This is a genomic window from Pantoea sp. E2023-21, from assembly GCF_051302795.1.
Lineage (GTDB): Bacteria > Pseudomonadota > Gammaproteobacteria > Enterobacterales > Enterobacteriaceae > Pantoea > Pantoea ludwigii_A.
Window position 1 is genome coordinate 111,262 of sequence record NZ_CP195345.1, and the last position, 25,998, is coordinate 137,259.

General features: G+C 56.1%; 23 protein-coding genes. 12 read left to right on the forward strand and 11 right to left on the reverse strand.

Going from position 1 to position 25,998, the window contains the following annotated elements:
- The first annotated feature begins 6 nt into the window (after positions 1 to 6).
- From ACRQ84_RS19520 to ACRQ84_RS19535, 4 genes are read left to right on the forward strand one after another with little or no spacing between them, the layout of a single operon-like run.
- Complete coding sequence (locus tag ACRQ84_RS19520) at positions 7 to 1,509, forward strand: sugar ABC transporter ATP-binding protein (protein WP_483818290.1); 1,503 nt, start codon at positions 7 to 9, stop codon at positions 1,507 to 1,509.
- Between the two features lie 24 nt (positions 1,510 to 1,533).
- Entirely contained in the window at positions 1,534 to 2,505 is a 972-nt protein-coding gene (locus ACRQ84_RS19525) for an ABC transporter permease (RefSeq protein WP_483818291.1), read from the forward strand.
- Positions 2,505 to 3,362 carry a MurR/RpiR family transcriptional regulator gene (locus ACRQ84_RS19530; RefSeq protein WP_483818292.1) on the forward strand — a complete coding sequence of 286 codons (858 nt, stop codon included), beginning with the start codon at positions 2,505 to 2,507 and terminating at the stop codon, positions 3,360 to 3,362. The genes ACRQ84_RS19525 and ACRQ84_RS19530 overlap by 1 nt, the downstream gene beginning before the upstream one ends.
- A gap of 2 nt (positions 3,363 to 3,364) precedes the next feature.
- A complete protein-coding gene (locus tag ACRQ84_RS19535) occupies positions 3,365 to 4,228 on the forward strand; it encodes a PfkB family carbohydrate kinase (RefSeq protein WP_483818293.1) in 864 nt (287 codons plus the stop codon).
- Between the two features lie 222 nt (positions 4,229 to 4,450).
- Here the strand turns inward: ACRQ84_RS19535 and ACRQ84_RS19540 are convergent, their stop codons facing one another.
- Genes ACRQ84_RS19540 through ACRQ84_RS19550 form a run of 3 tightly spaced genes read right to left on the reverse strand, consistent with a single transcriptional unit; the run spans position 4,451 to position 7,274 of the window.
- Positions 4,451 to 5,812 (reverse strand): heavy metal sensor histidine kinase, encoded by a 1,362-nt coding sequence (locus ACRQ84_RS19540; RefSeq protein ID WP_483818294.1) that lies wholly within the window; start codon positions 5,810 to 5,812, stop codon positions 4,451 to 4,453.
- Positions 5,809 to 6,483, reverse strand: coding sequence for a heavy metal response regulator transcription factor (locus ACRQ84_RS19545; protein WP_483818295.1), 675 nt, complete (start codon positions 6,481 to 6,483; stop codon positions 5,809 to 5,811). Before ACRQ84_RS19545 ends, ACRQ84_RS19540 begins: the two co-directional genes overlap by 4 nt.
- Positions 6,484 to 6,506: 23 nt before the next feature.
- Complete coding sequence (locus ACRQ84_RS19550) at positions 6,507 to 7,274, reverse strand: alpha/beta hydrolase (RefSeq protein ID WP_483818296.1); 768 nt, start codon at positions 7,272 to 7,274, stop codon at positions 6,507 to 6,509.
- 256 nt (positions 7,275 to 7,530) lie between these two features.
- On the opposite strand from ACRQ84_RS19550, the gene ACRQ84_RS19555 reads away from it, so the two are divergent.
- Positions 7,531 to 8,301, forward strand: a complete 771-nt coding sequence (locus tag ACRQ84_RS19555; RefSeq protein WP_483818297.1) for an ABC transporter substrate-binding protein — start codon at positions 7,531 to 7,533, stop codon at positions 8,299 to 8,301.
- A 148-nt stretch (positions 8,302 to 8,449) separates the two neighbouring features.
- Positions 8,450 to 9,520 (forward strand): DUF2817 domain-containing protein, encoded by a 1,071-nt coding sequence (locus ACRQ84_RS19560; protein ID WP_483818499.1) that lies wholly within the window; start codon positions 8,450 to 8,452, stop codon positions 9,518 to 9,520.
- Here the strand turns inward: ACRQ84_RS19560 and ACRQ84_RS19565 are convergent.
- A complete protein-coding gene (locus ACRQ84_RS19565; RefSeq protein ID WP_064739884.1) occupies positions 9,515 to 10,285 on the reverse strand; it encodes a 2OG-Fe(II) oxygenase in 771 nt (256 codons plus the stop codon). The two genes, ACRQ84_RS19560 and ACRQ84_RS19565, sit on opposite strands and share 6 nt — an antisense overlap.
- Positions 10,286 to 10,384: 99 nt before the next feature.
- Here ACRQ84_RS19565 and ACRQ84_RS19570 point away from each other — a divergent pair, with 99 nt between their 5' ends.
- The 4 genes from ACRQ84_RS19570 (at position 10,385) to ACRQ84_RS19585 (ending at position 14,110) form a co-directional block, all read left to right on the forward strand.
- Positions 10,385 to 11,284, forward strand: a complete 900-nt coding sequence (locus tag ACRQ84_RS19570) for a LysR substrate-binding domain-containing protein (protein WP_483818298.1) — start codon at positions 10,385 to 10,387, stop codon at positions 11,282 to 11,284.
- Between the two features lie 206 nt (positions 11,285 to 11,490).
- Entirely contained in the window at positions 11,491 to 12,789 is a 1,299-nt protein-coding gene (locus tag ACRQ84_RS19575; RefSeq protein ID WP_483818299.1) for an SLC13 family permease, read from the forward strand.
- A 21-nt stretch (positions 12,790 to 12,810) separates the two neighbouring features.
- Entirely contained in the window at positions 12,811 to 13,668 is an 858-nt protein-coding gene (locus ACRQ84_RS19580) for a helix-turn-helix transcriptional regulator (protein ID WP_483818300.1), read from the forward strand.
- A 34-nt stretch (positions 13,669 to 13,702) separates the two neighbouring features.
- Positions 13,703 to 14,110, forward strand: coding sequence for a DUF2000 family protein (locus ACRQ84_RS19585; protein WP_483818301.1), 408 nt, complete (start codon positions 13,703 to 13,705; stop codon positions 14,108 to 14,110).
- 63 nt (positions 14,111 to 14,173) lie between these two features.
- On the opposite strand, the gene ACRQ84_RS19590 is transcribed toward ACRQ84_RS19585, so the two are convergent.
- On the reverse strand, positions 14,174 to 15,502 hold the full coding sequence (locus ACRQ84_RS19590) for an amidase (protein ID WP_483818302.1): 1,329 nt from the start codon (positions 15,500 to 15,502) through the stop codon (positions 14,174 to 14,176).
- A gap of 4 nt (positions 15,503 to 15,506) precedes the next feature.
- Positions 15,507 to 16,328, reverse strand: a complete 822-nt coding sequence (locus ACRQ84_RS19595) for an MBL fold metallo-hydrolase (RefSeq protein WP_483818303.1) — start codon at positions 16,326 to 16,328, stop codon at positions 15,507 to 15,509.
- 81 nt (positions 16,329 to 16,409) lie between these two features.
- On the opposite strand from ACRQ84_RS19595, the gene ACRQ84_RS19600 reads away from it, so the two are divergent.
- Positions 16,410 to 17,348, forward strand: a complete 939-nt coding sequence (locus tag ACRQ84_RS19600) for a LysR family transcriptional regulator (RefSeq protein ID WP_483818304.1) — start codon at positions 16,410 to 16,412, stop codon at positions 17,346 to 17,348.
- An 80-nt stretch (positions 17,349 to 17,428) separates the two neighbouring features.
- Here ACRQ84_RS19600 and ACRQ84_RS19605 read toward each other — a convergent pair whose 3' ends face one another.
- Positions 17,429 to 18,121, reverse strand: coding sequence for an SDR family NAD(P)-dependent oxidoreductase (locus ACRQ84_RS19605; protein ID WP_483818305.1), 693 nt, complete (start codon positions 18,119 to 18,121; stop codon positions 17,429 to 17,431).
- A gap of 134 nt (positions 18,122 to 18,255) precedes the next feature.
- On the opposite strand from ACRQ84_RS19605, the gene ACRQ84_RS19610 reads away from it, so the two are divergent.
- Complete coding sequence (locus tag ACRQ84_RS19610; RefSeq protein ID WP_483818306.1) at positions 18,256 to 19,161, forward strand: LysR family transcriptional regulator; 906 nt, start codon at positions 18,256 to 18,258, stop codon at positions 19,159 to 19,161.
- Between the two features lie 85 nt (positions 19,162 to 19,246).
- Here the strand turns inward: ACRQ84_RS19610 and ACRQ84_RS19615 are convergent, their stop codons facing one another.
- Genes ACRQ84_RS19615 through ACRQ84_RS19630 form a run of 4 tightly spaced genes read right to left on the reverse strand, consistent with a single transcriptional unit; the run spans position 19,247 to position 25,607 of the window.
- Positions 19,247 to 20,287 (reverse strand): ABC transporter ATP-binding protein, encoded by a 1,041-nt coding sequence (locus ACRQ84_RS19615; protein ID WP_064739893.1) that lies wholly within the window; start codon positions 20,285 to 20,287, stop codon positions 19,247 to 19,249.
- Between the two features lie 10 nt (positions 20,288 to 20,297).
- A complete protein-coding gene (locus tag ACRQ84_RS19620) occupies positions 20,298 to 22,058 on the reverse strand; it encodes an ABC transporter permease subunit (protein ID WP_483818307.1) in 1,761 nt (586 codons plus the stop codon).
- A gap of 43 nt (positions 22,059 to 22,101) precedes the next feature.
- Positions 22,102 to 23,187, reverse strand: coding sequence for an ABC transporter substrate-binding protein (locus ACRQ84_RS19625; RefSeq protein ID WP_483818308.1), 1,086 nt, complete (start codon positions 23,185 to 23,187; stop codon positions 22,102 to 22,104).
- A gap of 53 nt (positions 23,188 to 23,240) precedes the next feature.
- Positions 23,241 to 25,607 (reverse strand): glycoside hydrolase family 3 C-terminal domain-containing protein, encoded by a 2,367-nt coding sequence (locus tag ACRQ84_RS19630; protein ID WP_483818309.1) that lies wholly within the window; start codon positions 25,605 to 25,607, stop codon positions 23,241 to 23,243.
- Positions 25,608 to 25,998 lie beyond the last annotated feature (391 nt).

Below are 25,998 nucleotides of genomic sequence, written 5' to 3' on the forward strand. Positions count from 1 at the left end.
GAGCGTATGGAACAGTATCGCTTAATGATGCGCGGCATCACAAAAACCTACGGCAGCGCTGCGGCGCTGCAAGAGGTGGATTTTATGGTGCGGCCAGGTGAAGTACACGCGCTCATCGGTGAGAACGGGGCGGGCAAATCAACGCTGCTCAACATTCTTTCTGGTGTGCGCCCGGCCGACAGTGGCGAGATTCACGTCAACGGACAACGGGTGCAGATGAAGAACCCGTTGAGCGCACGCCATGCCGGCATCGCGATGATTCACCAGGAATTACAGCATGTTCCAGAGCTCTCCGTAGCCCAGAATATGTTTCTCGGCCGTCCACTTACCACCATGAACGGCTTATTCGTGGACAAGCGTGCGCAACTGGCGCGTGCGGTGCACATTCTTAAGCAGCTGGATCCCAGCATTAATCCGGCCGAGCCGATTAAGAATCTTAAGGTATCGCAGCAGCAGATCGTGGAAATAGCGCGTGCGCTGTTGGATGAAGCCAAGATCATCGCCATGGATGAACCCACCTCAAGTCTGACGCCACGTGAGTTTGAGCGCCTGGCTGAGTTGATCGCTGATTTGAAGTCGACCGGGGTATCACTGATCTACGTGTCGCACAAGATGAATGAGATTTTCCAGGTATGCGATCGCGCCACCATCATGCGCGACGGCCGCCAGGTTGGCGTCGTGAATATTTGTGACGAAACCGAAGAGAGTATCGTCGCCAAAATGGTCGGGCGTAAAATCGAGAAGCTGGAACATCACTCGTGGGCCACCGATCGTCAGGTGCTGCAGGTAGAAAATGTGGCGCGCGGCAACGAGATTAAACCTGCCAGTTTCACCGTCTGCGCCGGGGAAGTGCTTGGCATTGCCGGATTAGTCGGCGCCGGTCGTACCGAATTGCTCAAGTTGATTGCCGGTATCGATAAACGCAGCGCCGGTGAAGTCCGCGTCAACGGCAAAGCAGTACGCAATCATAATGTCAGTGCCGCTATTCGCGCTGGCATCGGTTTGGTGCCGGAAGATCGCAAGAAAGAGGGCATCATCAAGGCGCGCGCGGTGAAAATGAACATGGCGCTTCCCTCAATGCGTAACTTCACGCTGGGTGGTGTGATCCGTAAAGCGAAGCTGAATCACGTCGCACAAGAGGTGATGTCTGACCTGAAACTGCGTCCGCTGAATATCGAAAAACCGATCGGTACACTGAGCGGCGGTAATCAACAAAAGGTGATTATTGGTCGCTGGGTGGCGGCGGATGCAGAAGTATTTTTATTTGATGAACCAACCCGGGGAATTGATATCGGTGCCAAATCAGAAATTTATAATCTGATTGAGAAACTGGCACAGCAAGGCAAAGCCATTGTGGTGGTCTCTTCGGAAATGACCGAGATATTGCGGGTATCCGATCGCGTTTTAGTTATGCGTGAAGGAAAAATTACCCGCGAACTGCAGGGCGCAGAGATTACCGAAGAGAATATCGCTAGCTTTGCGATAAAAGAAATTAAAGAAGCCGTTTAACGCTTATTCTATCAAGGCTAAATTATGATGACGCAAAGTTCCACTCAGTCTACAGCTGTGCCGTCGGCGCTGCTCAAATTTAATCTGCGCGACGCGGGCACGTTAATCGGTCTGATTATTATCGTCGTGACCTTTTCATTTTTATCGCCGGTGTTTTTTACCGTGCCAAACTTGCTGAATATTCTGCAGCAGTCTTCAATCAACGCCTTAATTGCGTTGGGTATGACGCTGGTGATTATTTCGGGCGGTATTGACCTCTCTGTTGGACCGACGGCAGCGTTGTCCGCGGTATTAGGTGCCACCATGATGGTGGCGGGTGTTCCGGTGCCAGTCGCCATTATGGCAACGTTAGGGATTGGCGCGCTGTGTGGCGTATTTAGCGGATCTCTCATTGCGTATGCGGGGTTACAGCCTTTTATTGTCACGCTCGGCGGATTATCACTCTTCCGTGCTATCGCACTGATTTATACCGGCGGTAATCCAGTATTTGGTATTCCAATGGAATTCCGCAGTATCATCAACAGTGCGGTATTTGGCGTACCTACGCCAATCGTCATTGTCGCGGTTATCGCACTGATATTATGGGTGGTCATGAATAAAACCCCGCTGGGTGAATATATCCTTGCGGTAGGCGGTAACGAAGAAGCGGCGCGCGTGGCCGGTGTGCCGGTAAAACGCACCAAAGTGACCGTGTATATTATTTCTGGCACGCTAGCGTCACTGGCTTCGTTAATTCTGATTGGTCGCTTAGGTGCCGCTGAACCCACGATCGGCAATTTATGGGAGCTGGACGCGATTGCCGCGGCGGCGATTGGCGGCGCATCGTTGATGGGCGGGAAAGGCAGCATCATCGGTACCCTGATCGGTGCGATTATTCTTGGCGCACTGCGTAATGGCTTGACTCTGCTAAATATTCAGGCCTTTTACCAATTGCTTGCTACCGGCCTAATCATTATTATAGCGATGTTGATTGACCGGGCGACAAGAGGCAGGTAATGAAGCAAGATCCGCGAGCCATTGGCGCTCAAATTCGCATGCGATTACCGCAACTGACGCCGTTAGAAAGACGTGTAGCAGAAGCGATTATTTCCAGAACCGACATTAATGAACAAACATCACTGCAAGAGATCGCTGAGGAAAATGGTGTCTCACAGGCGATGATTGTGAAAATTACCAAGAAGCTTAACTTTACTGGCTTTCGTAATTTTCGTACCGGATTGATTTATTATAATCAGTCTGAGGTGGCGGGTTTGCATGCGGAAATTGAGCCAGACGATTCGTCGGAGCAATTGCTAGCGAAAGTATTCAGAACCTCTATTCAGGCGATAGAAGAAACTTTATCTATTCTGGATATTTCGCAGTTTAACCGCGCGGCAGACATTTTATTTAAAGCGCGTCATATCGATCTTTATGCGGTGGGCGGTTCTGCCACGGTAGCACGCGATTTATCGCATAAGTTGCTAAAGATCGGTATTAAATCGACGACCTACGATGATGCCCATATTATGCTGATGTCGGCAGCGGTTTTGTCTGATGATGATGTGGTTATCGCCATCAGCCATTCCGGTGCGACGCGCGCGGTAAATGATCCTATTAAGCTGGCGGCACGTAACGGCGCAAAAATTATTGCGATTACGAATTATGCCGAGTCGCCTATTGCGCGTATTGCGCATGTGGTTCTTACATCAACTTCTCAGGGATCGCACCTGCTTGGCGAAAATGCCGCATCACGTATCGCGCAGTTAAATATTCTCGATGCGTTATTCGTCGCGATTGCCAAAAAAGATCTTAAGCGGGCAGAAACTAATCTGATGAAAACCCAGCGTGCGGTTCAGGACCTGCGAGACTTTTAGTCATGAACAAAATTATTGTTGCCGGCAGCTTGCATTACGACGTGATGCTGGCGGCTCATCATCGCCCGGAAAAAGGCGAAACGGTTATCGGTAGCGGCTGCAGTTATAAATTTGGCGGTAAAGGGGGTAATCAGGCCGTCGCTGCAGCGCGAGCCGGTGTGCCAGTGAGTTTTGTCGGTGCGGTGGGTGATGATGCGCAGGGGCGGTTTTTAATCGATGCACTGCATGAAGCGGGTGTTGATACACAGGCTGTGGCGGTGTTGCCAGGCGTGCCATCCGGCATGAGCGTGGCGATCAGCGATGCGCAAGGGGATTACGGCGCGGTAGTAGTGTCGAACGCTAATCTGCATATTGAAGCTGCAGCTTTATCCGCAGAATTATGGCGTGATGCAGGCTTGCTGGTGCTGCAAAATGAAGTGCCCGCAAGCGTGAATCTGCAACTGGCACAGCAGGCGAAACAGCGCGGCATTGCGGTATGCATTAATGCAGCACCGGCGCGTGAAATCGAACCGCAACTGGCCGCCTGCGTGCAACTGCTGATCGTCAACGCCGTCGAAGCGCGTGACATGTGCCAGCGTGTGGTCACTGACCTGGCCTCAGCTTGTGAAGCGGCGCAAACCCTGGCGCTGCGCTTCCCACAGGTGATTGTGACAGCGGGCGAACATGGGCTGGCGTTATGTGAACAAGGGCAGAACGCATTCAGCATAGCCGCCATTCCGGTCAAACTGGTGAGTACACATGGTGCGGGTGATTGCTTCGTGGGTGTGCTGAGCCAGTCGCTGTTGGCGGGCCTCAGTTTGGCGGACGCGGCGGAGAAAGCCAATCAAGCCGCCGCCGAACACGTTTCACGGCCGTTATCTTCTTAAGGTCTTTCTCGGGTATTCAGATTTTTTTCTGCCGGAGATACGATCAATTAATGCATTTGTTCTAATAACGATTTTACCGGAATACCTTAAGGAGCGCATTGTGAAGCACCTTAAGGTATCTGCGGGGCTGGCTGCGTTGTGCAACTGCCTCAGCATTAGGCCAATGCAACACGCTCTGCGCTTAAGTGATCGGCATTAGGCTGTGCATGACAACCGCGTAACCTACGGAAATCGCAGCGTAAAACGGTTCACGCCATTTTCGCTCTGTACCTCACAACATCCCTGATGCAGCCGCATAATGCTGCGCACAATGGACAATCCCAACCCGCTGCTGCCCTGATGACGCGACGCATCGGCGCGCCAGAAGCGATCAAAGATGCGCGCTTGCTGTGCAGCGCTCAGCGCCGGACCGTGGTTCTCCACCACCAATCTGCTGCCGTGATTGAAAATCCGCACGCTGGAGTGCGGTTCGCCGTAGCGCAGCGCGTTGGCGATCAGATTAGCCAGCGCGCGTTGCAGCAGTAGAGGATCGGCACGCAGTTCGCCGTGCAGCGCCATCTCCAGCCGCATCGACTGCTCCTCCGCCATGCCGTCGAAGTAATCCTTGAGTTTCTCACCGAGCTGCGCCAGATCGATGCGCTGGATATCCATTACCTGGCTGGCATCTTCAGCCTTCGCCAGAAACAGCATGTTATCGATCATCTTCGCCAGACGTTCCAGTTCTTCGTAATTGGATCCGAGCAGCGCCTGATATTCGCCCACGCTGCGCGTTTGGCTCAGCGCTACTTCGGTTTGGCCGATCAGGGTGTTAATCGGCGTGCGCAAATCGTGCGCCATATCAGCAGAAACCTGGCTCAACTGCTGATAGCCCATTTCAAGGCGACTCAGCATCTGATTAAAGGCGGCCACCAGCGGCTGCAGTTCGGCTACCGCCTGTTCAGGCATGCGGTCAGATAAATGACGCACATCTATGGCATCTGCCTGCGCGGCCAAATGACGTAGCGGTGTTAAACCGCGCCGCACCAGCCAGATGCTGATCGCCGCCACCAGCAATGCGGCCAGCGCGGTGGCGAGAATAATTTGATCGCGATAGCTGTTGAGGGTTTGCGTCCGGTCGCTCATCAGGCGGCCAGTGATGATCTCAATTTGGCCGTTGCCATCGCGTGTCGGCGTCAGCGCTGCCGCCGCAATAAACGGCGTGCCGTCTGCAGTGGCTTGATGATGCACCGACGACAATGCAAGCGGCTGATCGGCGGCAACCGGCGTAATCGCGGGGATCGGGCGCTGGCCGGGATTGACCACAATCAGCGGCGGCTGGCCGGGAAAACGCAGCACCAGCAGCGATTCGGTATTCCCAAGCATGTTGGCGAACAACCGCGGTTTTTGCTGAATTAGCGTAATCACATCTTCATCGCGCAGCAGCGTGCGGATCTGATCGATGCGTGTAAGCAGCGCCGCGTCATCGCGTACGCCAATCTGCATCGCCAGCGAGTGAAAGAGTGCGAGGCCGCTGAGGGAGAAGATGACGATCACCGTGGCGCTGAGCAGCAGTGACAGGCGCGCGGCGAGAGAACGGATTTTCATGATTCGGCTTCGCAGCGATAACCCACGCCGTGTACGGTATGAATCAGTGGCTGAGCAAATGGGCCATCAATTTTCTGCCGCAGGCGTTTCACCGCCACATCCACCACATTAGTGTCGCTATCGAAATTCATGTCCCAGACGCGTGAGGCAATCACGGTGCGCGTCAGCACTTCGCCGGGATGCAGCAGGAAGAGATGCAGCAGGTTGAACTCTTTGTTGGTGAGATCGATACGCTGACCCGCGCGCTCAACGCGCCGTTTCAGGATATCGAGCTGTAAATCGGCAAGCTGCAACAGGTCCGGCAACTTCTGCTGGCCGCCGCGTCGCAGCTGGGTGCGTACGCGCGCCAGCAATTCGGCGAACGAGAAGGGCTTGACCAGATAATCATCGGCACCCAGTTCCAGCCCTTTAATGCGATCCTCCAACGTGCCTTTAGCGGTGAGGAACATCACCGGCGTGTGGATCTGTTTATCCAGCGCCGCCATCACTTGCCAGCCGTCCATGCCGGGCATCATCACGTCGAGCAGAATCAAATCGTAATGATGCTCTTGCGCATAGAACAAACCATCCTGACCGTTTTCCGCTACATCAACGATGAATCCCGCTTCGGTCAGTCCTTTGCGCATGTAATCGCGCGCTTTGGCTTCATCTTCTATCACCAAAATTTTCATGCGCTTCTCCGCGGGAGTGGGCGTCAGGGCTGAGCGTGTAGCGCGGCTTGTTCGATCAACTTCGCGACATCGTCAGGATGCGATTGATACACCGAATGGCTGGCATCGGCAATTTCCACCGTGTGGCTGTGCGCGCGTTTGGCGTACATGCGTTCCAGATCGGGACTGATGATTTTGTCAGCTTTCGCCACCATGTACCAGCTAGGCTTGGTCTTCCACGCCGGGTCGGGAATGTTGGCGGTGAAGACGGCCGAGTTTGTCGGCATCTGTGCATGCGCTTCAAAATCGGCCTGCGCGGCGGGTAAATCGGCCGCGAAATCGCTGTGGTAATTTTCTGGCGCGATGGTCAGGTAACCGTCGCTGGACTTAGCAAACGGATGCGCGCTATTGGGAAATTTTTTGCCGTTGCTGGCTTCGGTTTCGCCGTTATCCAGCGCATGCGCCGCGATGTAAACCAACCCCGCGACTTTATTGTCGTTACCGGCTTCACTGATGATTGCGCCGCCGTAGCTGTGGCCGACCAGAATCACCGGACCCTGTTGCTGATCGATAATGCGGCGCGTCGCCGTCACATCTTCCGGAAAACCGGTCAGCGGCTCTTGTACCAGCGTCACCTTGTAGCCATCATGGGTTAAACGGTCATATACCGGTCGCCAGCCCGCACCGCCAACAAAAGCGCCATGTACCAGCACAATATTCTTAACCGGCTGCGCCTGAGCCTGGGCTGCGCCGCCTGCCAGTGTCAGCAGCATACCCGCGGCAAGGGTAAGTTTTTTCATTTTCAATTTCATCGTAATACGCCTGAATGAGTGGGTTGGTCTACAGGATATGAAATAGGCGCTGACATCAGCATGAGTGAGTAATGACAAAAGAGTGACAAGGGTGCTGATTAAGTATCTTTTACTTCCGCCGATAAAATCGCTTAACCCCTTCTGTTTAATAAGAATTTCCTCTACACAAAATCCACTATTTCAGTGGTGACAATGTGTTCACCATGTTATTAACTTTGCATGCCGTTGTGAATTTACCTGCCTGCTGGAGTTAACAATGAAGAAGAATCTGTCTTTCGCGATACTGCTTTCACTCACCGCGTTCAGCCATGTGGCGCTTGCCGAGCAAACTTTGCGTTTCGGCGTCGATCCGACGTTCCCGCCGTTTGAATCCAAAGCCAGCGACGGTTCGCTGCAGGGTTTTGATATCGATCTCGGCAATGCGATTTGTGTCCAGGCAAAAGTGAAGTGCCAATGGGTGCAGATCGGCTTTGATGGCAGCATTCCGGCGCTGCAGGCGAAGAAATTTGATGCGATCCTCTCGGCGATGTCGATGACGGAGAAACGGCGCGCGCAGGTAGCGTTCAGCGACATGCTCTACAACACGCCCAGTGCGTTGCTGACCCCGACAAACAGCACGTTAACGGCCGACCTCGCGACGCTGCACGGCAAAACCATTGGTGTGGCGCAGGGCACCATTCAGGAAACTTACGCGAAAACCAAATGGGCATCGCACGGCGTGAATGTGGTGTCGTACGCGAACCAGATGGAGGTTTATCCAGATTTGGCGGCAGGGCGTCTTGATGCCAGCGTAGCGAACGCGGTTTCCGCTGAGCAGGGCTTCCTGCAATCACCGGAAGGCAAAGGTTTCACGATTAAAGCCACATTGGTGGATAAACAGATCTTTGGCGACGGCGTGGGGATTGCCCTGCGTAAAGATGATGCAGCCAATCTAAAGCTGATCAACACCGCGCTAGCTGAACTGCACAGCGACGGCACCTACGATCAACTGGCGAAAAAGTATTTTAAATTTAAGGTCTATCCGTAAGTCTGCGGTGATCTATCCATTGAAGGCACAATCCGTAGCGGCGCGATTCATCGCGCTGTTTTGACGTTGCTCTGACTCACGCGCATGCCCGGAACAATGCGCGATAAATCGCGCCGCTACAAAGGGTGCGATTGAAGGAAATATCATGATTTTACTACCGCACTATACCAGCCAGCGCGCGCTTTTCATCGCCGCCGTGAACCGCCAAAACGGCACATTAACCTCCTATGCCCATCCGTTACCCGGACCGCAGGGTGAAGAACTCTCCACCGACGTAGCGGTGATCGGCGATCCGGCAGCGTCACGCGTGATGCTGGTGATCTCCGGCACGCACGGCGTGGAAGGCTATTACGGCTCCGATTGCCAGATTGCCTGGCTGGATACCTTCAACCTGACGGCGCTGCCTGCTGACACCGCCATTGTGCTGCTGCATCTGCTCAATCCGTGGGGCGCAGCGCATTTACGCCGCGTCAATGAAGACAACATCGATCTCAACCGCAATTTCATTGATTTCACCCAGCCAGCGCCAGCCAATCCCGCTTATGCCGCGTGGCATGGCATTTATCACGGCGATCGTGCCAGTGCCGATAAGCTGTTAGCCGAAACGCTGAACAGCACCGGTTGGCAGGCGGTAAAGCGCGTGGTGGAAGCGGGGCAATATCACGCGCCGGAGGGCTTCTTTTACGGCGGTCAGCAGCCAAGCTGGTCCTATCGCACGCTGGAAACCATCATCAGCCATCATTTGTCGCAGGCCAAAACCATCATCAGTTTCGATCTGCACACTGGCGCAGGCGCATGGGGACATCCGATGCTGCTGTCAATTGCCGAGCAGCGTTTTGCAGCGCATGACTGGGGCCAGGAGATTTACGCTGAGTGGCTGACGCTGTTGTTTACCGGCGCGGGACGCGACAGCGAAACCGGCGTGACCGCCACTGCCACCGGCTATGTGTCGCAATTCCTGTTGACCTCGCTAGCAGATACGCAGATTTTGCCGCTGGTGGTGGAGTGCGGCACTTATCCCGGCGAGGAGATGCATCGCCGCGTGCGCGACGATCACTGGCTGCATCTGCATGGCGATCCAGCCAGTGAATCAGGACAAGTCATTAAGCAGGAACTGGTGGAGGGATTCTGGCCTGCCGACGCTGACTGGCGCGCGCTGGTGGCTTTTCGCACCCAGCAAATCTTTGTGCGTGGCTGGCGAGCGCTGATCGATTTATAACCGCCCGTAAAATGTCATGCGGGCGGTTTCCGACAGCGCAATGCCCGGCTCCGTGTTATACGCCAGCACCGCCAGCATGCGGGTGATATCACCTTCGGTTGGCGTAACGCGATGCAATGAATTACGGCCACGGAACAGCACCAAATCTCCGGCATCGATCGCCAGCGCCTCAACTGATTGACGCTGATCCAGGACCGCGGCAACGCCGTCGAAATTCATCTCGCCGGCATCGGCATCGCGCAGATCTTTCACATACTGGAACACAGCACCCGCGCGCGGTTTCTGCACCAGCAGCGTGATGGCGAACGACGAGTTATCGAAGTGCCAGCCGAGTTCCTGCCCCGCGGGCGCGTAGTGCAGATTGATTGATGAGAGCGGATCGGCATACGGAAAGAGCGCTGCTTCTCCCAGCACATCGCACAGGAAGCTTTTGAACAGTTCATCGTTGTAGAGCTGACGCAGCGGTGAATCGGCGGCAATCACATCATCGGTGATGCAGCCTTTGGTGCTGATGACATCGCGATTGCGCGGATGATCGGCGTTGAAAGCCTCATCTTTTTTCATTAGATAAACGTTGTGTTTGCTGGCGGTGTGATACGCCAGATGGCGCTGCGCCGTACCTTCCGCAATGATGGCTTGCAGCGCAGCAGGCTGCAGGAACTGACGTAAAACCAACGCGCCGTGCTGATTAAGTTGTTCACGGCAGGTGCGGCGCCAGTCGGCATCGGCCAGCGGATGCAGATCGAAACGAATCAAGGCAGACATAGTTTCACTTCTCATGTGTTGCAGGTGTGTAATAACTGTAACGCGCTGATAAGGTACTACGTAACGATAAAAATTTAACACCTTGCTAAGGAAACCTTAATGCCTGCGCCATCACCGCGTTTGCCAAAAATCAGCGTCATCCATTCGTTTAAAGTGGCGGCGGAACTTGGCAGCCTGGCGAAAGCGGCTGCGCAGCTGGCGTTAACCCCCGCTGCGGTGAGTCAGCAAATTCGTCAGCTGGAAGGGCAGTTAGGCAGCACGCTGTTTGTGCGCACGCAAAGCGGCGTGATGCTGACGGAGATCGGCAAAGAGTATCTGCGCTATGTCACCGAAGCGTTCGACATTCTGCACCTCGGCCAGCAAAACCTGCGCCATGCGGCGTCAGCACCGAAGTTAACGCTCTATTCACTGCCGGCGCTGGCCTCAAAATGGCTGCTGCCCCATATTGCGCAGTGGCGTGAGCAGTGCGCAGATATCGATTTATCGCTGCACGGCACCCATACGCCGGTGGATTTCAACGCCACGCCCGCTGATTTTGTCATCTGTTTTGGTGACGATCGCTATCCGCAGCTGGATAAGCAGTTGCTGTTCCTCGATGAGGTGCTGCCGGTGGCCAGCCCGGCACTGCTACAACACTCTGCCGGGCAGAATGTGCTACAGCAAGCACCGCTAATCCACCTCGACTGGGGCAACGAAGGGCGCTTCTTGCCTGACTGGCGCAGCTGGTTTCAGGCGAAAGGGATCGACGAGCCACGGCCACAGCCGTCGTTCAGTTTCAATCTTACCTCGCTGGCGATTGATGCCGCCGTGGCAGGCACCGGTGTGCTGCTTGGTCAGCGTCGTTTGATTGCCAACGAACTGGCGCGCGGTGAGTTGGTGATTGTCGATCCGCTCAGCCTGCCGCTCAGTAAACCTTACTTCCTTGCCTGGCCGCAACGCTCGTTGAGCCAACCCGGTAGCGATGCGCTGATTCGCTGGCTTACGCAGTTGGCGAGTTAAAAAATTGTTAACAACTTCATCTTGCGGCGGAGGATTTTGCCGTAAACTGTTGCGCTTGCCGCTGTCTGCCTGGTGCGCATAAATGCGCACCCTACGAAAACCCAGCGCTGTCAACGTAGGGTCGCCATTCATGGTGACCGATTGACGCTTAACTGACGAGCATTACGCCATTCATGGCGACCAACATAGGGAAAGGGAGTTCATCAATGATCACCGATCACAATTTTTGGCTCACCGCGCTGGTGGTGGGGATCACCATTGTGCTGTGGGCCAGCGCGCGCTTGCCGGAATACGTTACCGCGCTGCTGTTCTTCGCGGCCGCCATGCTATTACAACTGGCACCGGCCGGCAGCGTGTTCAGCGGTTTTGCCTCGTCTGCGTTTTGGCTGGTGCTGAGTGGATTTGTGCTGGGCGCGGCGATCCGCAAAGTCGGCCTGGCACAGCGTTGGGCCAACTATGTGGTGGTGCCGTTAAGCCAAAGCTGGCCGCGCATGGTGGCGGGAACCGTGCTGCTCACCTATTTGCTGGCGTTTGTCATGCCCTCCAATATGGGGCGCATCGCGCTGCTGATGCCGGTGGTGCTGGCGATGGGGGAACGGGCGGGGATCAACGCGGGCAGCCGCGGCAGCATTGGCCTGGCGCTGGCGGTGGGTTTTGGCACCTTTCAGCTCTCCGCCAGCATTTTACCCGCTAACGTGCCGAATCTGGTTTTGAGCGGTGCAGCGGAGAGCGCCTATCAGCTGCATCTGCAATGGTTGCCGTGGTGGTTACTGCATATGCCGGTGGTGGGAATAGGTAAAGGCGTGCTGCTCATCGCTTGCCTGCTATGTTTGTTTCGTGCCCAACCGACGCCGATTCTTCAGCGCGATACCTTGCCAGCCCTCAGCCGCAGCGAATGGCGCTTAATTGGCCTGTTGGCGATCACCTTGCTGCTGTGGATGACCGACAGCGTGCACGGCCTGCCCGCCGCGTGGGTTGGGCTGGCCGCGGCTTGCGTCTGTTTGCTACCGCGCATCGGTTTCATCTCCGGCGAGGATTTTGCCAGCGGGGTAAATTTCCGCACCTGCATCTACATCGCTGGGATATTGGGTGTTGCCACGTTGGTGGTCGATTCTGGCCTGGGACGCGCCATCGCCAACGCGCTGCTCAGTGTGCTGCCGCTACACGATCATCCCTCATTCACTAATTTTGCGGTGTTGAATGGGCTGGTTTCGCTGATGAACTTCGTGCTCACCGCCAACGGCGTGCCGGCGCTGGTCACGCCAATGGCGCAAGAGCTGGCGCAGGCTTCCGGTTTTCCGCTGCTTAGCGTCATTATGTTGCAGGTGTTTGCTTACGCCACGCCGCTGTTGCCGTATCAGGCGTCGCCGGTGGTGGTGGCGATGGGGCTTGGCAATGTCCCGGCGAGAGCCGGTTTGCAGCTCTGTGCAATGATCTTCCTGTTCAGCGTGCTGCTGCTGTTGCCGCTGGATTATCTATGGTTCCGACTGCTAGGCTATGCCTGATACCTTTGTTTGAGAGTGCGTATGCCCGCTAATAACGATTGGGTTGATTTTCGTCGTGATGATGAGACCGGAATAGAAAGCGTCAACGCGCATTTTCGCGGCCACGCTTACGACCCGCACGATCACGACGAACTCTTGGTGGGCGTGACCCAGCAAGGATTACAACGTTTCAACTGCCATCGTTCGCTGCACACCAGCTCGCCGGGCCGGGCGATCCTGATTGAACCTGGCGCGGTTCACGATGGACATGCGCCGGACGCTGACGGTTTCACCTATGTGATGCTGTATCTGCCGCAGCGTTGGGTTGCGGAGATGATGCAGCATCGCGGTTTGGGTGATGTGTCGAATATTGAAGGGGCTTTTCGTCATACGCTCACCGACGATGCGCTGCTGGCCAGCGCCATTCAGCAAGCCTGGTTTGCCATGCATCAGGGCGAAGGACGACTGGCACGCGATCAGAGCCTCGATCATTTGCTCACCCTATTGTCGAGACATCTGGAGACTAAACCCAACCTGCAGCACAGCGAAGCAATGCGTCAGATGCAGCTGCTGCGCGATTATCTGCACGATTTTATGGCGCAGGATATTGGATTAGATGAACTTTCGCGTCTTTCCGGCATCGATCGTTTTCGTCTGACGCGGCAGTTCAAACAGACATTCGGCCAATCGCCGCATGCTTACCTGGTACGTTTGCGCTTACGCAGCGCGCGCACTTTGCTGGCGCAAGGTATTGAGCCGGTGCAGGTGGCGGCGCAGGTAGGATTTGCCGATCAAAGCCATTTGGGCCGCTGGTTTCAGCGCGCCTATCGCATGACGCCCGCGTCTTATCAACGTCAGTGCACAAACGTTCTATACGCTTCCCCGCCTGCTCTTAGATGATGAGGTTTTCGTTGTCATTGGAGAGTTGTTACAGATGTTTGATACCAAAATCGCCCTGATCGTACGTGATGATTTAGCCACCTGGCAGCGCCTGAATGTGGTGGCCTTCCTCGCCACCGGCGTGGCTTCTGCCGCGCCCGAGATGATGGGCGAACCCTATGTCGATGCCAAAGCGCGTCAGTACGGCAACATGGTGGGCCAGCCGATGCTGGTGTTTGCCGGTGACTTAGCCGGCTTGCAGCGTGCGCATCGTCAGGGACTGGAACGCGAGTTAACCATCATCCCATACGTGGAGGCGATGTTTTCTACCGGTCACGACGCGGCGAACCGCGAAGTGTTTATGGCGGAGGATGCCGATAATTTGAATCTGGTCGGCATCGCGCTGCGCGGCCCGAAGAAAGCGGTGGATAAGGCGATCAAGGGATTGGCGTTGCACGGTTAACGTTAGGGTCGCCATGAATGGCGCCCCTACGTTTATCGCGCTGGGTTTTCGTAAGGTGCGCATTTATGCGCACCTGATTTTATCCGCCGCGCTCAGCAATAAATCCTCCCGCCCGCGCAATGCCAGTAGCTCCAGCCCAATCGGCAAACCTTCGGCGCTAAATCCCGCCGGAATGCTGATCGCCGGTGCGCCGGTCACCGCAGAAACCAGCGCGTTGCTGCCTTGCTGCATGTCGCCATGCTTAACCGGCGCGTGACGTACCACCGGATAGGCCAGCACAGTGATCTGCTGCTGGTTGAAGAAGGCTTCCAGTTGCTGATAAAGATCGCGCTGTCGCTGCTGCACCACGCGATACGCATCGCTGTTGGTTCCCGCATGCTGCGCACGCGAGGTGAACACCGTTTCCAGTTGTGGATGATAGCGCTTTGAAGCCACCACCTCCGCCAGCGTGCGGCATTCGGCCTGGGGTTTGTCGGCCAGATACGTTGCCAGCGCTTCGGCAAACTCATAACCGATGATATTGGCGTCAGTTGCCCACGTTTCTAACTGCGGAAAACTAACATCTCGCGGCGCGAAATCCGCCAGCGCTGCGCGCACCGCCTGATTAATCTCGTCTTCATCGGTAGCAAAACCTTCCTGCCAGATGCCGATGAGCAGCGGCTCATCGCTCACAGCAAACTGTTGTCCACTCAAAATTTCAGAGGCTAACCGTAAATCCGCCGCTGACCGCACCAGCGGGCCGGGAATATCCTGAGTTGGCGACAGCGGCACAACGCCATCGGTACTGATTGCCCCGCGCGTCATGCGCAAGCCAAACAGACGATTAAACGCCGCCGGAATACGCACTGAACCGGCGGTATCGCTGCCAATCGCCAGCGGTACATAACCCGCCGCCACCGCCACGGCGGAGCCGCTACTTGATCCGCCCGGCGATCGGCCCTCAACCCACGCATTGTGGGTAAAACCGCTCAACGATGACGCGCCGGTGATGCCTGCGGCCAGCTCATGCATCGCGGTTTTACCGATAAAAATCGCACCTTCATTGCGCAGCTGTGTGACCAGTGGTGCATCTTGTTGGGCAATCACTTCACGCAGCAGCACCGAACCGGCGCTGGTTGGCCAGCCTTTGACTTCGATATTGTCTTTTATTAGCACCGGAATGCCTTCCAGTCGTCCCGCCACTTCGCCGCGCTGGCGACGCAGGTCACTGGCGTCCGCCGCCGCCAGGGCTTCGTCGGCAAACAGCCAGGTAATGGCGTTATAGCGAGGTTGATCGACCTCGGCAATGCGCTGCAGCGCGAAGGCGGCTAACTGGCGCGCGCTCACCGCCTGCTGGGTTAGCGCCTGCTGTAAATCAGTAATCGAAGCGGTGAGATAATCATGATATTGCATTAGGTTAAACCTCCAGCGGAATCCATTGCCCGTCGCGCGAGACGCGTCCACACGAGCTGCCAGTAAAGTGGGTGCTGAACCAGATTGCCTGATGTTGTACGCACCAGTCCATCACACGTTGACGCGACGCGACGGCAAGGACTTTATCTTCGCAAAACAGTGAGTTCCAGTGCGGATAGCGAAATTGAATCGGATTATGCATCACGTCACCGGCAAAGATGGCCGATTCACCGGCACTTTCCAGCACGATCGAAGCATGATCGTGGCTGTGGCCCGGCGAGGAGCGATAGCGCAGTACGCCAGCAAACAGAGGAGAATCCTGCACGTTGATGGCCTCAAGCTGGCCACGCTCAATCAGCGGCAGAATGCTGTCACGATAGAGCTCCTGCGCCGCCGGATTATTCTGGCAGTGCACCAGTTCCCGCGCCGAGCAGATATAGCGCGCATGGGGAAACATCGGCTGCCATTCACCGTCGCGCTGATGCGTGTTCCAGCCGACGTGATCGGTATGAATGTGCGTCATCAGTACCAGCGTCACTTCGGCCGGATCAACGCCTGCCCGCGCCAGATTTTCGGCATAGGGCGAATTCAGCTGATGAAACAGCGGCTTATTATCGCGGTTGCGGCCGTTACCGGTGGCAGTATCGATAATGATGGTGTGTTCGTCGCTGCGCACCACCCAGCTATGAATCGACATCTCTGCGGGCTGCTGAGCCATTTCATCACTCATTTCCGCGCGATGCGGCGTAAACAGTACGCCCATCGGGAAGGCGGCAGTTTGCTCGCTCACTTTGGTTATCAGGCAATCGCCGACACGAATCGTCATAGGATGCTCCTTATTGCTTAATTGCAGCGAAGAAGCCTTACTATACTGGCGCCATGATCATTGTTTAAATCGATTAAAATCATGCAAAGCATCAATGAAAATGATTTCTCCCGTATCGACCTTAATCTGCTGGTGGTGTTGCTGGTGATGTATGAAGTGCGCAGCGTCACCCAGGCGGCGAATCGTCTCTACCTCGGCCAACCGGCGGTAAGCGCGGCGTTAAAACGGCTGCGTGAGATGTTCGACGATCCGCTGTTTGTCCGCGCTTCAAACGGCATGACGCCTACGCCGCGTGCCGAACAGTTGGTGCAACAGTTCGCGCCGCTGATGCAGGATCTGCACCGCGTGATCTTCACCCAGCAACCCTTTAACGCTGCGCAGGATAGCTACAGTTTTCGCCTCGGCATGAGCGACTGGCTGGAACATTGGTTGATGCCGGATTTATTGGCGGAACTCGCCCGCGTGGCGCCAAAGATTGATGTGAAAGTGGTAGCGGCCGATCCCTGGCAGGCGATTCCGTTGATGGAGCAGCAGCAGGCGGACGTGGTGATCACCGTCGGCAATGAAACCAGTCGCGATCTCACGCGGGAGAAAATCCTGCGCGCCGGTTTCAGCACGGTGTGGCATCGCCAGCAAATCGCGCTCGATGCGCCGCTGACGTTGGCGCAGTTTATCCGTTATGAGCATGCGCTGGTGTCGTATCGCGGCGTGAGCGAAAGCGCGCTGGATCGTCAATTACAGCAGCAGGGTTTGACGCGATACGTGCGCTATGTCACGCCAAATTTTTCCTCGTTACCGCTGCTGTTGCAACGTCAGCCGTTGTTTGCCACGGTGCCGCAAGGTTTGATGGAATCCTGGCGTGAGCTGTATGACCTGAGCGCTGCGCCGGTGCCGGTCAGCATGCCGGATTATGAGGTTTCGCTGCTGTGGCACAACGCGCGCAGCGAAGATGCCGCCAACCGCTGGCTGCGGGACACGCTGCGCAGGTTGATGCAGCGTAAAACAACGCACCTACCGTAGCGGCGCAATTTATTGCGCGCCTTTTAAAACAGCGCGATAAATCGCGCCGCTACAAATAGCTGCATTGATGTGATGCGTAATCACCACGGCACCACGCGCCCTAAATAATCCAGATAATGAAGCCCGCGCCGCTCGGTGTAACGTTCCATGGTATTCAGCAGATTGGGAATGCTCTCCTCAATCGTCAGGCGCGCTTCCGGTCCACCCATATCGGTGCGCACCCAGCCTGGCGCCATCAGCAGCAGCGTGCGATCGTCGGCGCTACGCGCGGCGAAGCTGCGCATAAACATATTCAGTGCCGCTTTGCTGCCGCGATACACTTCGTAATGGCCATTAGTATTGTTGGTTAAACTGCCCTGGCCGGATGACATCACCGCAAGGGTGCCGCTGGCGGTGACACGATCTTTAAACGTCTCGAGCACCCGTAGCGGGCTCAGCGCGTTAGTCACCATCACGCGGGTAAACTCTTCGTTAGAAACATCGGCGATGGTTTCGCGATCATCATTTTTCACACCGGCGTTGACGAACAGCATATCGAATTGCCGATCCGCCAGCCGCGCATGCAGCGCCTTCAGCTGGTCAAGTTCAGTGATATCCACGCTCTCCACTGTCAGCTGTTGGGGAAAGCGGCGCGCCAACGGTTGCAGGTTAGCGGTCGAGTTCTCGCGTCCGGTGGCGACCACCTGATAACCGCGCTGCAGCATGGTTTCCGCCAGTGCTAATCCCAGGCCGCGCGACGCGCCAATCAGTAATACTCGCGTTGATTTGATCATTGTTCTCTCCTCGGTGTTAATACGATGAAAACAGTGTAGCGCCGGGTAACAGCAGGCGGAACGCGCAGCATCTGCATTGATAACCTGCAGCAAACGCCTTGTCTCATGACGTCGAATCAGCGAGGATAAACCGCATGAATGATGCCGATCTGAACCTGTTAATTGCCCTGGATGCGCTGCTGATTGAAGGCAGCGTGATTGGCGCTGCGCGTCGTCTGGGCCTGAGTGAATCCGCGATGAGTCGCACGCTCGGACGCTTACGCGCCACCACCGGTGATGCGCTATTAGTGCGTGCCGGACGCCAGATGGTGCTGACACCTTATGCCGACGCGATTCGGGAGCGCACCCATAATACGGTGCGCGAGGCGCGTGCGGTGTTAAGCCCGACTGCGCAATCGCTGGATCTGCACCAGTTAGAGCGTTGCTTCACCTTGCGCACCAATGAGGGATTCGTCGAAGCCTTTGGCAGCGCGTTGATCGCCGCCGTGGCTGAGCAAGCGCCGCATGCCTGGCTCAATTTTATGCCGAAGCCGGAGAAAAGCGCGCGCGAATTACGCGAAGGCTATATCGATCTGGAGATTGGTGTGCTGGGCAATATGGGACCGGAAATTCGCTTGCAGGCGCTTTTTCGCGATGGCTTTGTCGGCGTGGTGCGCGCCGGACATCCGCTATCTCACCAGCTGGATATCGCACAATTCGCGGCCTTTGGTCATATCGTGGCGTCACGTCGCGGTGAACTGGGTGGGCCGATTCATGATGCGCTGGTGCAGGCGGGATTGACCCGCAAGATCGCCGCGGTGGTGCCAGCATTTTCAACCGCCGTAGCGCTGGCACAGGATTCGGATTTCGTCGCGTTAGTGCCGCGTTCGGTGTATCTGCATCATCCGCTGATTAAAAACAGCCAGACGCTAGCGATGTTTGAACTGCCGTTCGCCACGCCAGACATGACAGTGTCACAACTGTGGCATCCCAGATGGGACAATGACGCCGCGCACCTTTGGCTGCGCGGCGTGGTGCGTGATGTGTGTGGTGGGGTTTAAATCGGTAATACAGATCGCGCGCACCGTAGCGGCGCAATTCATTGCGCGATAAATCGCGCCGCTACGGAATGTGCGATACGAGAATTTACGCCGTTAACAAACGCGCATTCGCCACATCCCAGTTCAGCGAAACCGTATCGCCAATCGCCCCCACCGACGCCTGGCTGCTGCGCACAATAAAACGTTCACCCTTATCCAGCGTCACCACCAGGCGCGTTTCCGAACCGGCATAAATGCGTTCGCTGATTTTACCGTGCACCAACGCATCGTCGGCTGCGCATAAACGAACGTGCTCAGGACGGATAACTAACGCACCTAGCCCCGCTAACGCGCTGGCTGCCGGCAGGGCAAAAAGGCCTTGCGGATTGACCAGCGTACCGTTGCGGACTTCCCCGCGCAGAATATTAGAGAGGCCAATAAATTCGGCAACAAAGGTCGATTGTGGCTGCTGGTAAATGTTTTCGGGTGTATCAATCTGCGCGATTTTGCCCTCGTTCATCAGGCAGATACGATCGGAGAGCGCCAGCGCCTCTTCCTGGTCGTGCGTCACGAAGATAATGGTTGCGCCGGATTCGCGGTGAATGCGTTTGATCTCCATCTGCATGCTTTCGCGCAGCTTACGATCCAGCGCACCCAGCGGTTCATCCATCAGAATCACGCTCGGCTGATACACCAGACAGCGCGCCAGCGCCACGCGCTGCTGCTGTCCACCTGACAAGGCGCGCGGAAAGCGTTTTGCCGCGTGCCCTAGTTCCACCATTTCCAGCGCCTCTTTAACTTTCCGTGCAATCTCGGCGGCGGGCAGGCGACGCATGCGCAGCGGGAAACCGACGTTCTCTTCCAGCGTCAGGTGCGGGAACAACGCATAGTTCTGAAACACCACGCCGATATCACGTTGATGTACCGGCGTATGCGTCTCGTCGCGGCCATCGATCAGCAGGCGGCCAGCCGTGGGATCGGTAAGGCCGCTGATGATCTGGAGCAGGGTGGTTTTACCTGAGCCGGAAGGCCCGAGCAGCGTTAACAGTTCCCCGCTATTAACCGCTAAATCCAGGTTTTGCAGCACCGTGGTTTGGCCATAGGTTTTGCCAATCTGCTCAGCCTGCAATTTAATTGTTGATGACATGGTTTTTTCCTTACAAGGCTTCAGCTTTACGGCGCGAACGCTCAGCCACAATAAATAACAGCGTCACGATGGTGAGGATAATCACCGAAGCGGCCGCTAGCGTGGGCGTCACGGACAGCAACACATCGTCCCACATCTGTTTTGGCAGCGTCTGTTTCACCCCGCCGCCGACAAACAGCGCTACCGTCAGCTCTTCAAACGAGTTAAGGAAGCCGAAGATAAAGGCGGCCACCATGCTGCCTTTGATCAGCGGCAGCGTGACGTCCCAAATCACCCGCAACCGGCTGGCACCAAGCGTGCCGGCGGCTTGATCGAGTCGCCAGTCGTAGTTCTTAAAGGTGGTGAGGATAATGATGAACACCACCGGAATCGCCATCACGGTGTGGCCCAGAATGATGCCGAGGTTCGAGCCCACCAATCCCAGCGTGGCAAACAGATAGAACAGCGCCACGGCGGTGACGATGTTGGGCACAATCATTGGCAACAGAAAGGTCATCACCACTACGCTGCCGCTCTTGCCCTGATGGCGTGCCAGACCAAAAGCCGCGGTGGTCGCGATAATTACCGCCAGCACGCCGGTGACCAGAGCAATGCCGAAGGAGCGCGCGGTAGCGCCGGTCCAGATCGGTGATTCCAGATAGGTTTCCATCCAGCGCAGCGAGAAGCCCGGCGGCGGGAATTGCAGGAAGCTGGAACTGCTAAACGCCATGGGAAGGAATGACACCACCGGCAGAATCAGCACGGCGATCACCAGTACGCTAAACAGCGTGAGCAGCCAGCCAAGACGCGGTTTACCAAAGAGACTCAGCAGGGATGCCAGTATGTCGCTAATGCGCGCCATAACCGCCACCAGCGCATAGCCAACGGCGCGGATGCGTGGGCTGCTGGCGTGGCCTTCGCCCCCGGCAATCGAAGACATACCAAATAGCTTGTCATAGCCGATGCACACCAGCAGCGTCACCACCAACAGCAGCATGGCGATGGCACCCGCCAGACGCCAGTTCAGCAGCTGCTGCACCTGGGTAATCAATAGCTGGCCGATCACCGAATCCTGCGGGCTGCCGAGCAGCGCAGGTGTGATAAAGAAGCCAAGCGAGCCAATGAAAATCAGCAAACAGGAGGCGATTAAACCGGGCATCGACAGCGGGAAAAAAATGCGCCAGAACGCCTGCGCACGCGAAGCGCCCAACGTGTGACTGGCGGGCATCAGGCGGCTGTCGATGCTGGTCATGGTCGGTAACATGGTGATGATCGCCAGCGGCAGCATGCTGTGCACCATGGCAAACACCACCACGCCACGGGTATACAGCACGTTGAGCGGTTGATCGGCTCCCAGCCCCATTAACATCTCGGACAAAATCCCGCGTCGTGACAGCAACACCATCCACGCGAAGTTTTTCAACAAGGCGCTGGTCCAGAACGGCAGCAAAATCAACCACATCAGGCGGCGGCGGGTGTTTTCGCTGAGCTGCGCCAGCCAGTAGGCGACGGGATAAGCGATCAGTAAGCAAGCCAGCGTGGTTTGCAGCGCGATAACAAAGGTATTGAGCGTCACTTTGACGTAAATACCGGCACCGAACATCTGGCTCCAGACATCCAGCGAGAAGTGGCCGTCGCTGTCCTGAAAACTCAACAGCATCAGTTTAAGGGTTGGCCAGGCTAGGAATACCGCTAAGAACAGCAGCCCCGGAGCCGTCAACCATAACGGATGCAGACGCCAGGTTTTACGCGCACGCTGTTTGTTGGCAGGCGATGTAGCAAATTCAGTCAAGAAGAAATCCTCCAGCGTAAGAGGGCCGCAGCCCTCTTGCGGATCAACTCATTACCCATTTTTCGAAGCGTTCGGTCAGAGCCAGCTGGTTTTCACCCCAGTAATCTGCGCCGAGCAGCGCCAGTTGCCCGATATGGTCTGGCGCGGTGGGCAGCAGCGTGGCTTTCTTCTTATCAATGAAGTCGTAGGCTTTGATGTTGGTAGGGCCGCAGGCCAGATCTTCGGTAAACAGCGACTGGCGTTTGGCATCCATACAGAACTGGATGAACTTGCGTGCGGCGTCGAGTTTTGGGCTGCCGTGCGGAATGGTCCAGCCGTCGATGTTGTACAGGCCCTGATCCCAGGCGATGGCGGCAGGCGTACCGGCATCAATCGCGGTTTGCGCGCGAGTGCTCCAGATACTCAGCATATCCAACTCGCCGCTTTGCAGCAGCTGCGTCGCCTGCGCGCCGCCGGTCCACCACACATCAATGCTCTTGCGGATTTTGTCGAGGCTGCGGAAGGCACGATCGACATCCAGCGGATAGAGATTTTTCGGGTCAACGCCATCGGCCATCAGCGCCACTTCCAGCGTACAAATGGGGCTGCGCCACAGACCGCGACGGCCTTTGAATTTCTCGGTGTTCCAGAAGTCGACCCAGTTTTTCGGTGCCTTATCGCCCGAGAAGGCATCCAGACGGTAACCGAGCGCCAGCGCGAAGATGCTGACGCCGCCAAACTGTTTGGTAATCGATCCCTTCACGTAGTTTTCCGGGTCCGCCACCTTCACATTGATGTCTTCCAGATACGGCTTGTTCAGCTTGTTAAGGCGCACCAGATGCTCGGGGTTGAGCAACGCCACATCAAACAGATAATTTTTGGTATCCACCATCATCTGGAATTGCGGCACCGGATCGGGGCCGAGCACGGTGTTAATAATCTTGATGCCGGTGGCTTGTTCAAACGGTTTGTAAAACGCTTTGCTGAAACCGGTGCCGTAAGGTCCGCCAACATCGGCGACGGTCAGCGTCGTGACCTCAGCGGCACGCGCCGGGCGTGAGATGATCATTGGCGCGACCGAAGCCACCGCAGCGGCACTGAAGCCCAGTTTCAACGCGTCACGGCGGGAGTAGCCTTTCTTTTTGTCCATTATTACCCTCTGCATAGCTTGTTGTTATTAGATGAATGCCTGGTGTTGGTGCCTTACTCTTTTTCTGCCTGAAGAATGGCGGCGTTCACATTAGTGATTAGCGTATCGATCGCCTGCTGATCGAAGCGTTGGCGAAAACGACGATCAAAGGTGGTGACGAAACCGACGAAGGAGTTGGTGCAGTGTTCCAGCAGGCGATCGGCATCCTGTTCAGAGATGACCAGTTGCTGCTGCAGGAAGGCATTAAAGTGGCTGCGTGCAATCGGGTTTTCCAAAATGAAAATCGGCTGCGTGTCGCGCGCGATCAGGCGATACCGCGCCACCTTATTGAGCGCCTTAACCTTTATTTGCAATGGCAGATCGCGGGAATGACCGCCAATGCACAGCGCAATGTCACCTTCCTCCAGAACCCACTGCTGGCGGCCCGTATCGTAATAGCGCAGGTCGTCCACCGGCAGCGTCAGGCTGATACGACGCTGTTCGCCCGGCTGCAATTCGGTTTTGCTGAAAGCCCGCAGATCCTGCAATGGACGCTTCTGGCGCGAATCGCAATAGCGGCTATACAGCTGGCTCACCTCTTTTCCGGCGCGGTGACCGGTGTTGGTGAGCGTGAAGCTGACGGCCAGCGTTTCGCCGGTTTTGAGGGTGTGGCGATCTACCGTGATATCGCTGTAGGCGAACGTGGTGTAGCTAAGGCCATAACCGAACGGGAACAGGGGCGCGAGCTGGCGCACGTCATACCAACGATAACCAACGAAAACGCCTTCGCTATACCGATGCTGGCCATTTTCGCCCGGATAGCTGTGCCAGCCGGGGATGTCCTGAATCTGCTGCGGGAAGGTGACGGTGAGTTTGCCGCTTGGGTTGACCACGCCAAACAACACATCGGCCAGTCCGCCGCCCATCGCTTGCCCGGCGTAGAAGGTTTCCACCACCGCCGCAACGTTTTCCAGCCACGGCATCACTACCGCGTCCGGGTTAGCCAGCACCACAATAACGTTGGGATTGACCGCCGCCAGCGCGGCAATCAGCGCATCCTGACCCGCCTGTAGATTCAGGGTGCGACGATCGGAACCTTCGCCGTCATAACCGTCTTCACTGTTGGCAAACACCACCACGCGATCGGCTTCACGCGCCGCCGCGCAGGCTTCATCTCGCAGCGTTTGCGCACTTTCAGCTTCGTTGGCATCGCCACGGCACCAGTTCAGCGTGATGCCGTTGGCGAGTTTTGCCATTTCATCCCACGGAATATCCACCTGAGTCGGCAGCGTAGTGGCGCAGCCGGAACCCTGAATCACCGGCGTTTTTGCGCCTTCACCCACCACTAACACGCGCTGGCAGCGCGCCGCATCAAGCGGCAACATTTGGTTGTCGTTCTTGAGCAGCACAATCGATTCGGCGACCATGCGGCGTGCTAATGCGTGATGCTCAGCGTGATCCACCACCGTGGCGCGCTTCTCACCGTGAATGGCGCGGTGCACCATCTCCATCACACGAACGGCGGAAATCTCGGCGTGTTCACGCGACACCTCACCGTGTTCAATCGCTGCCGCCAGCGCGGCTTTACGCGTTTCGCTTTCAGGCATGTCTAGGTCGTTACCGGCCAGCAGCGACTGCGGACGATCTTTGATGCCATGCCAGTCGGCGATCACCACGCCGTCGAATCCCCAGTCGTGGCGCAGAACATCCGTCAGCAGCCAGCTGTGCTCAGCGGTTTGCGTGCCGTTCAGACGGTTATAGGAGCTCATTACCGTCCACGGATTAGATTGCTTAATCGCACGCTCGAAGCCACGCAGGTAGATTTCACGTAGTGCGCGCTCATCAACAATCGAATTCATGCTGGTGCGTTCGATTTCGGAGTTGTTGCAAGCGAAATGCTTCAGCGAAGCGCCGACGTTCTGCTGCTGTAAGCCATTGATCACGCCGCTGGCGATTTCGCCGGAGATCAGCGGATCTTCAGAGTAGTATTCGTAACTGCGGCCACCGAGCGGGGTACGGCGAATGTTGATGCCCGGGCCGAGCAGCATATGCACACCCATTTGCTGGCACTCTCTGCCCAGCGCATCGCCCAGCGTTAGCGCCAGGTCATTGTCCCAGCTGCAGGCAAAGCTTGATCCATTGGGGAAGCAGGTGGCCGGTTTCATCGTGCCCCATGCGACTTCGACATCTTTAGCTCGCTGATTAACCACATTTAAAAAGCCTGCGAAGTCCTGCCCACCTTTTTCATCGCCGTCAATTTGCTGGATAGAGTAGCGCACGCCATAAGTGCCATCGGTCATCACCATCCGGGGAATGCCTAAACGTTCATTTGACTCTGTTTTCCACATGCCATGACCGCTGAGAATATCGCTCAGTTCGGCGGGCGACATGGCTTTTGCCAGAGAGAGAAATTCTCCGTTTTCGAACGGGTTTGCAGACATGAGTGTTATTCCGAAGTTAGAGGAGGGTGACCGCCTGTTATCAAGATGTCAGACACTATGGCGGCAGGATTAGGCGTGAGGCAATTATTAAATTTGTGGCCTTTAAATTAAAAAAAACTATCCAGCCAACACGACTGATTTATTTATTGCGGGTGGGTAATAAATTGCGCAGCGTTATTGTCTGTTGAATGAAAATATCCCGCACTTTTACTGTGCAGCGCCTGCTGCATATTGGCGCGGGGTGGATTATTTTGGTGCGTTAGCTTGGGCGAATAACGGATTAATTGAGGTGTTTATTGCAGCTTGCTTCACTAAAAGCTGGCATGTCGCTTGCTTTATTAAAATTGCTTAGCGTAAAACTCGCTAATCCATCCTTTAGACAATATTCTGT

Bases quoted from the DNA above. Each gene is read 5' to 3' on its own strand.
- ACRQ84_RS19520 (WP_483818290.1), top strand. From the start codon at position 7: ATGGAACAGTATCGCTTAATGATGCGCGGCATCACAAAAACCTACGGC.
- ACRQ84_RS19525 (WP_483818291.1), top strand. From the start codon at position 1,534: ATGATGACGCAAAGTTCCACTCAGTCTACAGCTGTGCCGTCGGCGCTG.
- ACRQ84_RS19530 (WP_483818292.1), top strand. From the start codon at position 2,505: ATGAAGCAAGATCCGCGAGCCATTGGCGCTCAAATTCGCATGCGATTA.
- ACRQ84_RS19535 (WP_483818293.1), top strand. From the start codon at position 3,365: ATGAACAAAATTATTGTTGCCGGCAGCTTGCATTACGACGTGATGCTG.
- ACRQ84_RS19540 (WP_483818294.1), bottom strand. From the start codon at position 5,812: ATGAAAATCCGTTCTCTCGCCGCGCGCCTGTCACTGCTGCTCAGCGCC.
- ACRQ84_RS19545 (WP_483818295.1), bottom strand. From the start codon at position 6,483: ATGAAAATTTTGGTGATAGAAGATGAAGCCAAAGCGCGCGATTACATG.
- ACRQ84_RS19550 (WP_483818296.1), bottom strand. From the start codon at position 7,274: ATGAAATTGAAAATGAAAAAACTTACCCTTGCCGCGGGTATGCTGCTG.
- ACRQ84_RS19555 (WP_483818297.1), top strand. From the start codon at position 7,531: ATGAAGAAGAATCTGTCTTTCGCGATACTGCTTTCACTCACCGCGTTC.
- ACRQ84_RS19565 (WP_064739884.1), bottom strand. From the start codon at position 10,285: ATGTCTGCCTTGATTCGTTTCGATCTGCATCCGCTGGCCGATGCCGAC.
- ACRQ84_RS19570 (WP_483818298.1), top strand. From the start codon at position 10,385: ATGCCTGCGCCATCACCGCGTTTGCCAAAAATCAGCGTCATCCATTCG.
- ACRQ84_RS19575 (WP_483818299.1), top strand. From the start codon at position 11,491: ATGATCACCGATCACAATTTTTGGCTCACCGCGCTGGTGGTGGGGATC.
- ACRQ84_RS19580 (WP_483818300.1), top strand. From the start codon at position 12,811: ATGCCCGCTAATAACGATTGGGTTGATTTTCGTCGTGATGATGAGACC.
- ACRQ84_RS19585 (WP_483818301.1), top strand. From the start codon at position 13,703: ATGTTTGATACCAAAATCGCCCTGATCGTACGTGATGATTTAGCCACC.
- ACRQ84_RS19590 (WP_483818302.1), bottom strand. From the start codon at position 15,502: ATGCAATATCATGATTATCTCACCGCTTCGATTACTGATTTACAGCAG.
- ACRQ84_RS19595 (WP_483818303.1), bottom strand. From the start codon at position 16,328: ATGACGATTCGTGTCGGCGATTGCCTGATAACCAAAGTGAGCGAGCAA.
- ACRQ84_RS19600 (WP_483818304.1), top strand. From the start codon at position 16,410: ATGCAAAGCATCAATGAAAATGATTTCTCCCGTATCGACCTTAATCTG.
- ACRQ84_RS19605 (WP_483818305.1), bottom strand. From the start codon at position 18,121: ATGATCAAATCAACGCGAGTATTACTGATTGGCGCGTCGCGCGGCCTG.
- ACRQ84_RS19610 (WP_483818306.1), top strand. From the start codon at position 18,256: ATGAATGATGCCGATCTGAACCTGTTAATTGCCCTGGATGCGCTGCTG.
- ACRQ84_RS19615 (WP_064739893.1), bottom strand. From the start codon at position 20,287: ATGTCATCAACAATTAAATTGCAGGCTGAGCAGATTGGCAAAACCTAT.
- ACRQ84_RS19625 (WP_483818308.1), bottom strand. From the start codon at position 23,187: ATGGACAAAAAGAAAGGCTACTCCCGCCGTGACGCGTTGAAACTGGGC.
- ACRQ84_RS19630 (WP_483818309.1), bottom strand. From the start codon at position 25,607: ATGTCTGCAAACCCGTTCGAAAACGGAGAATTTCTCTCTCTGGCAAAA.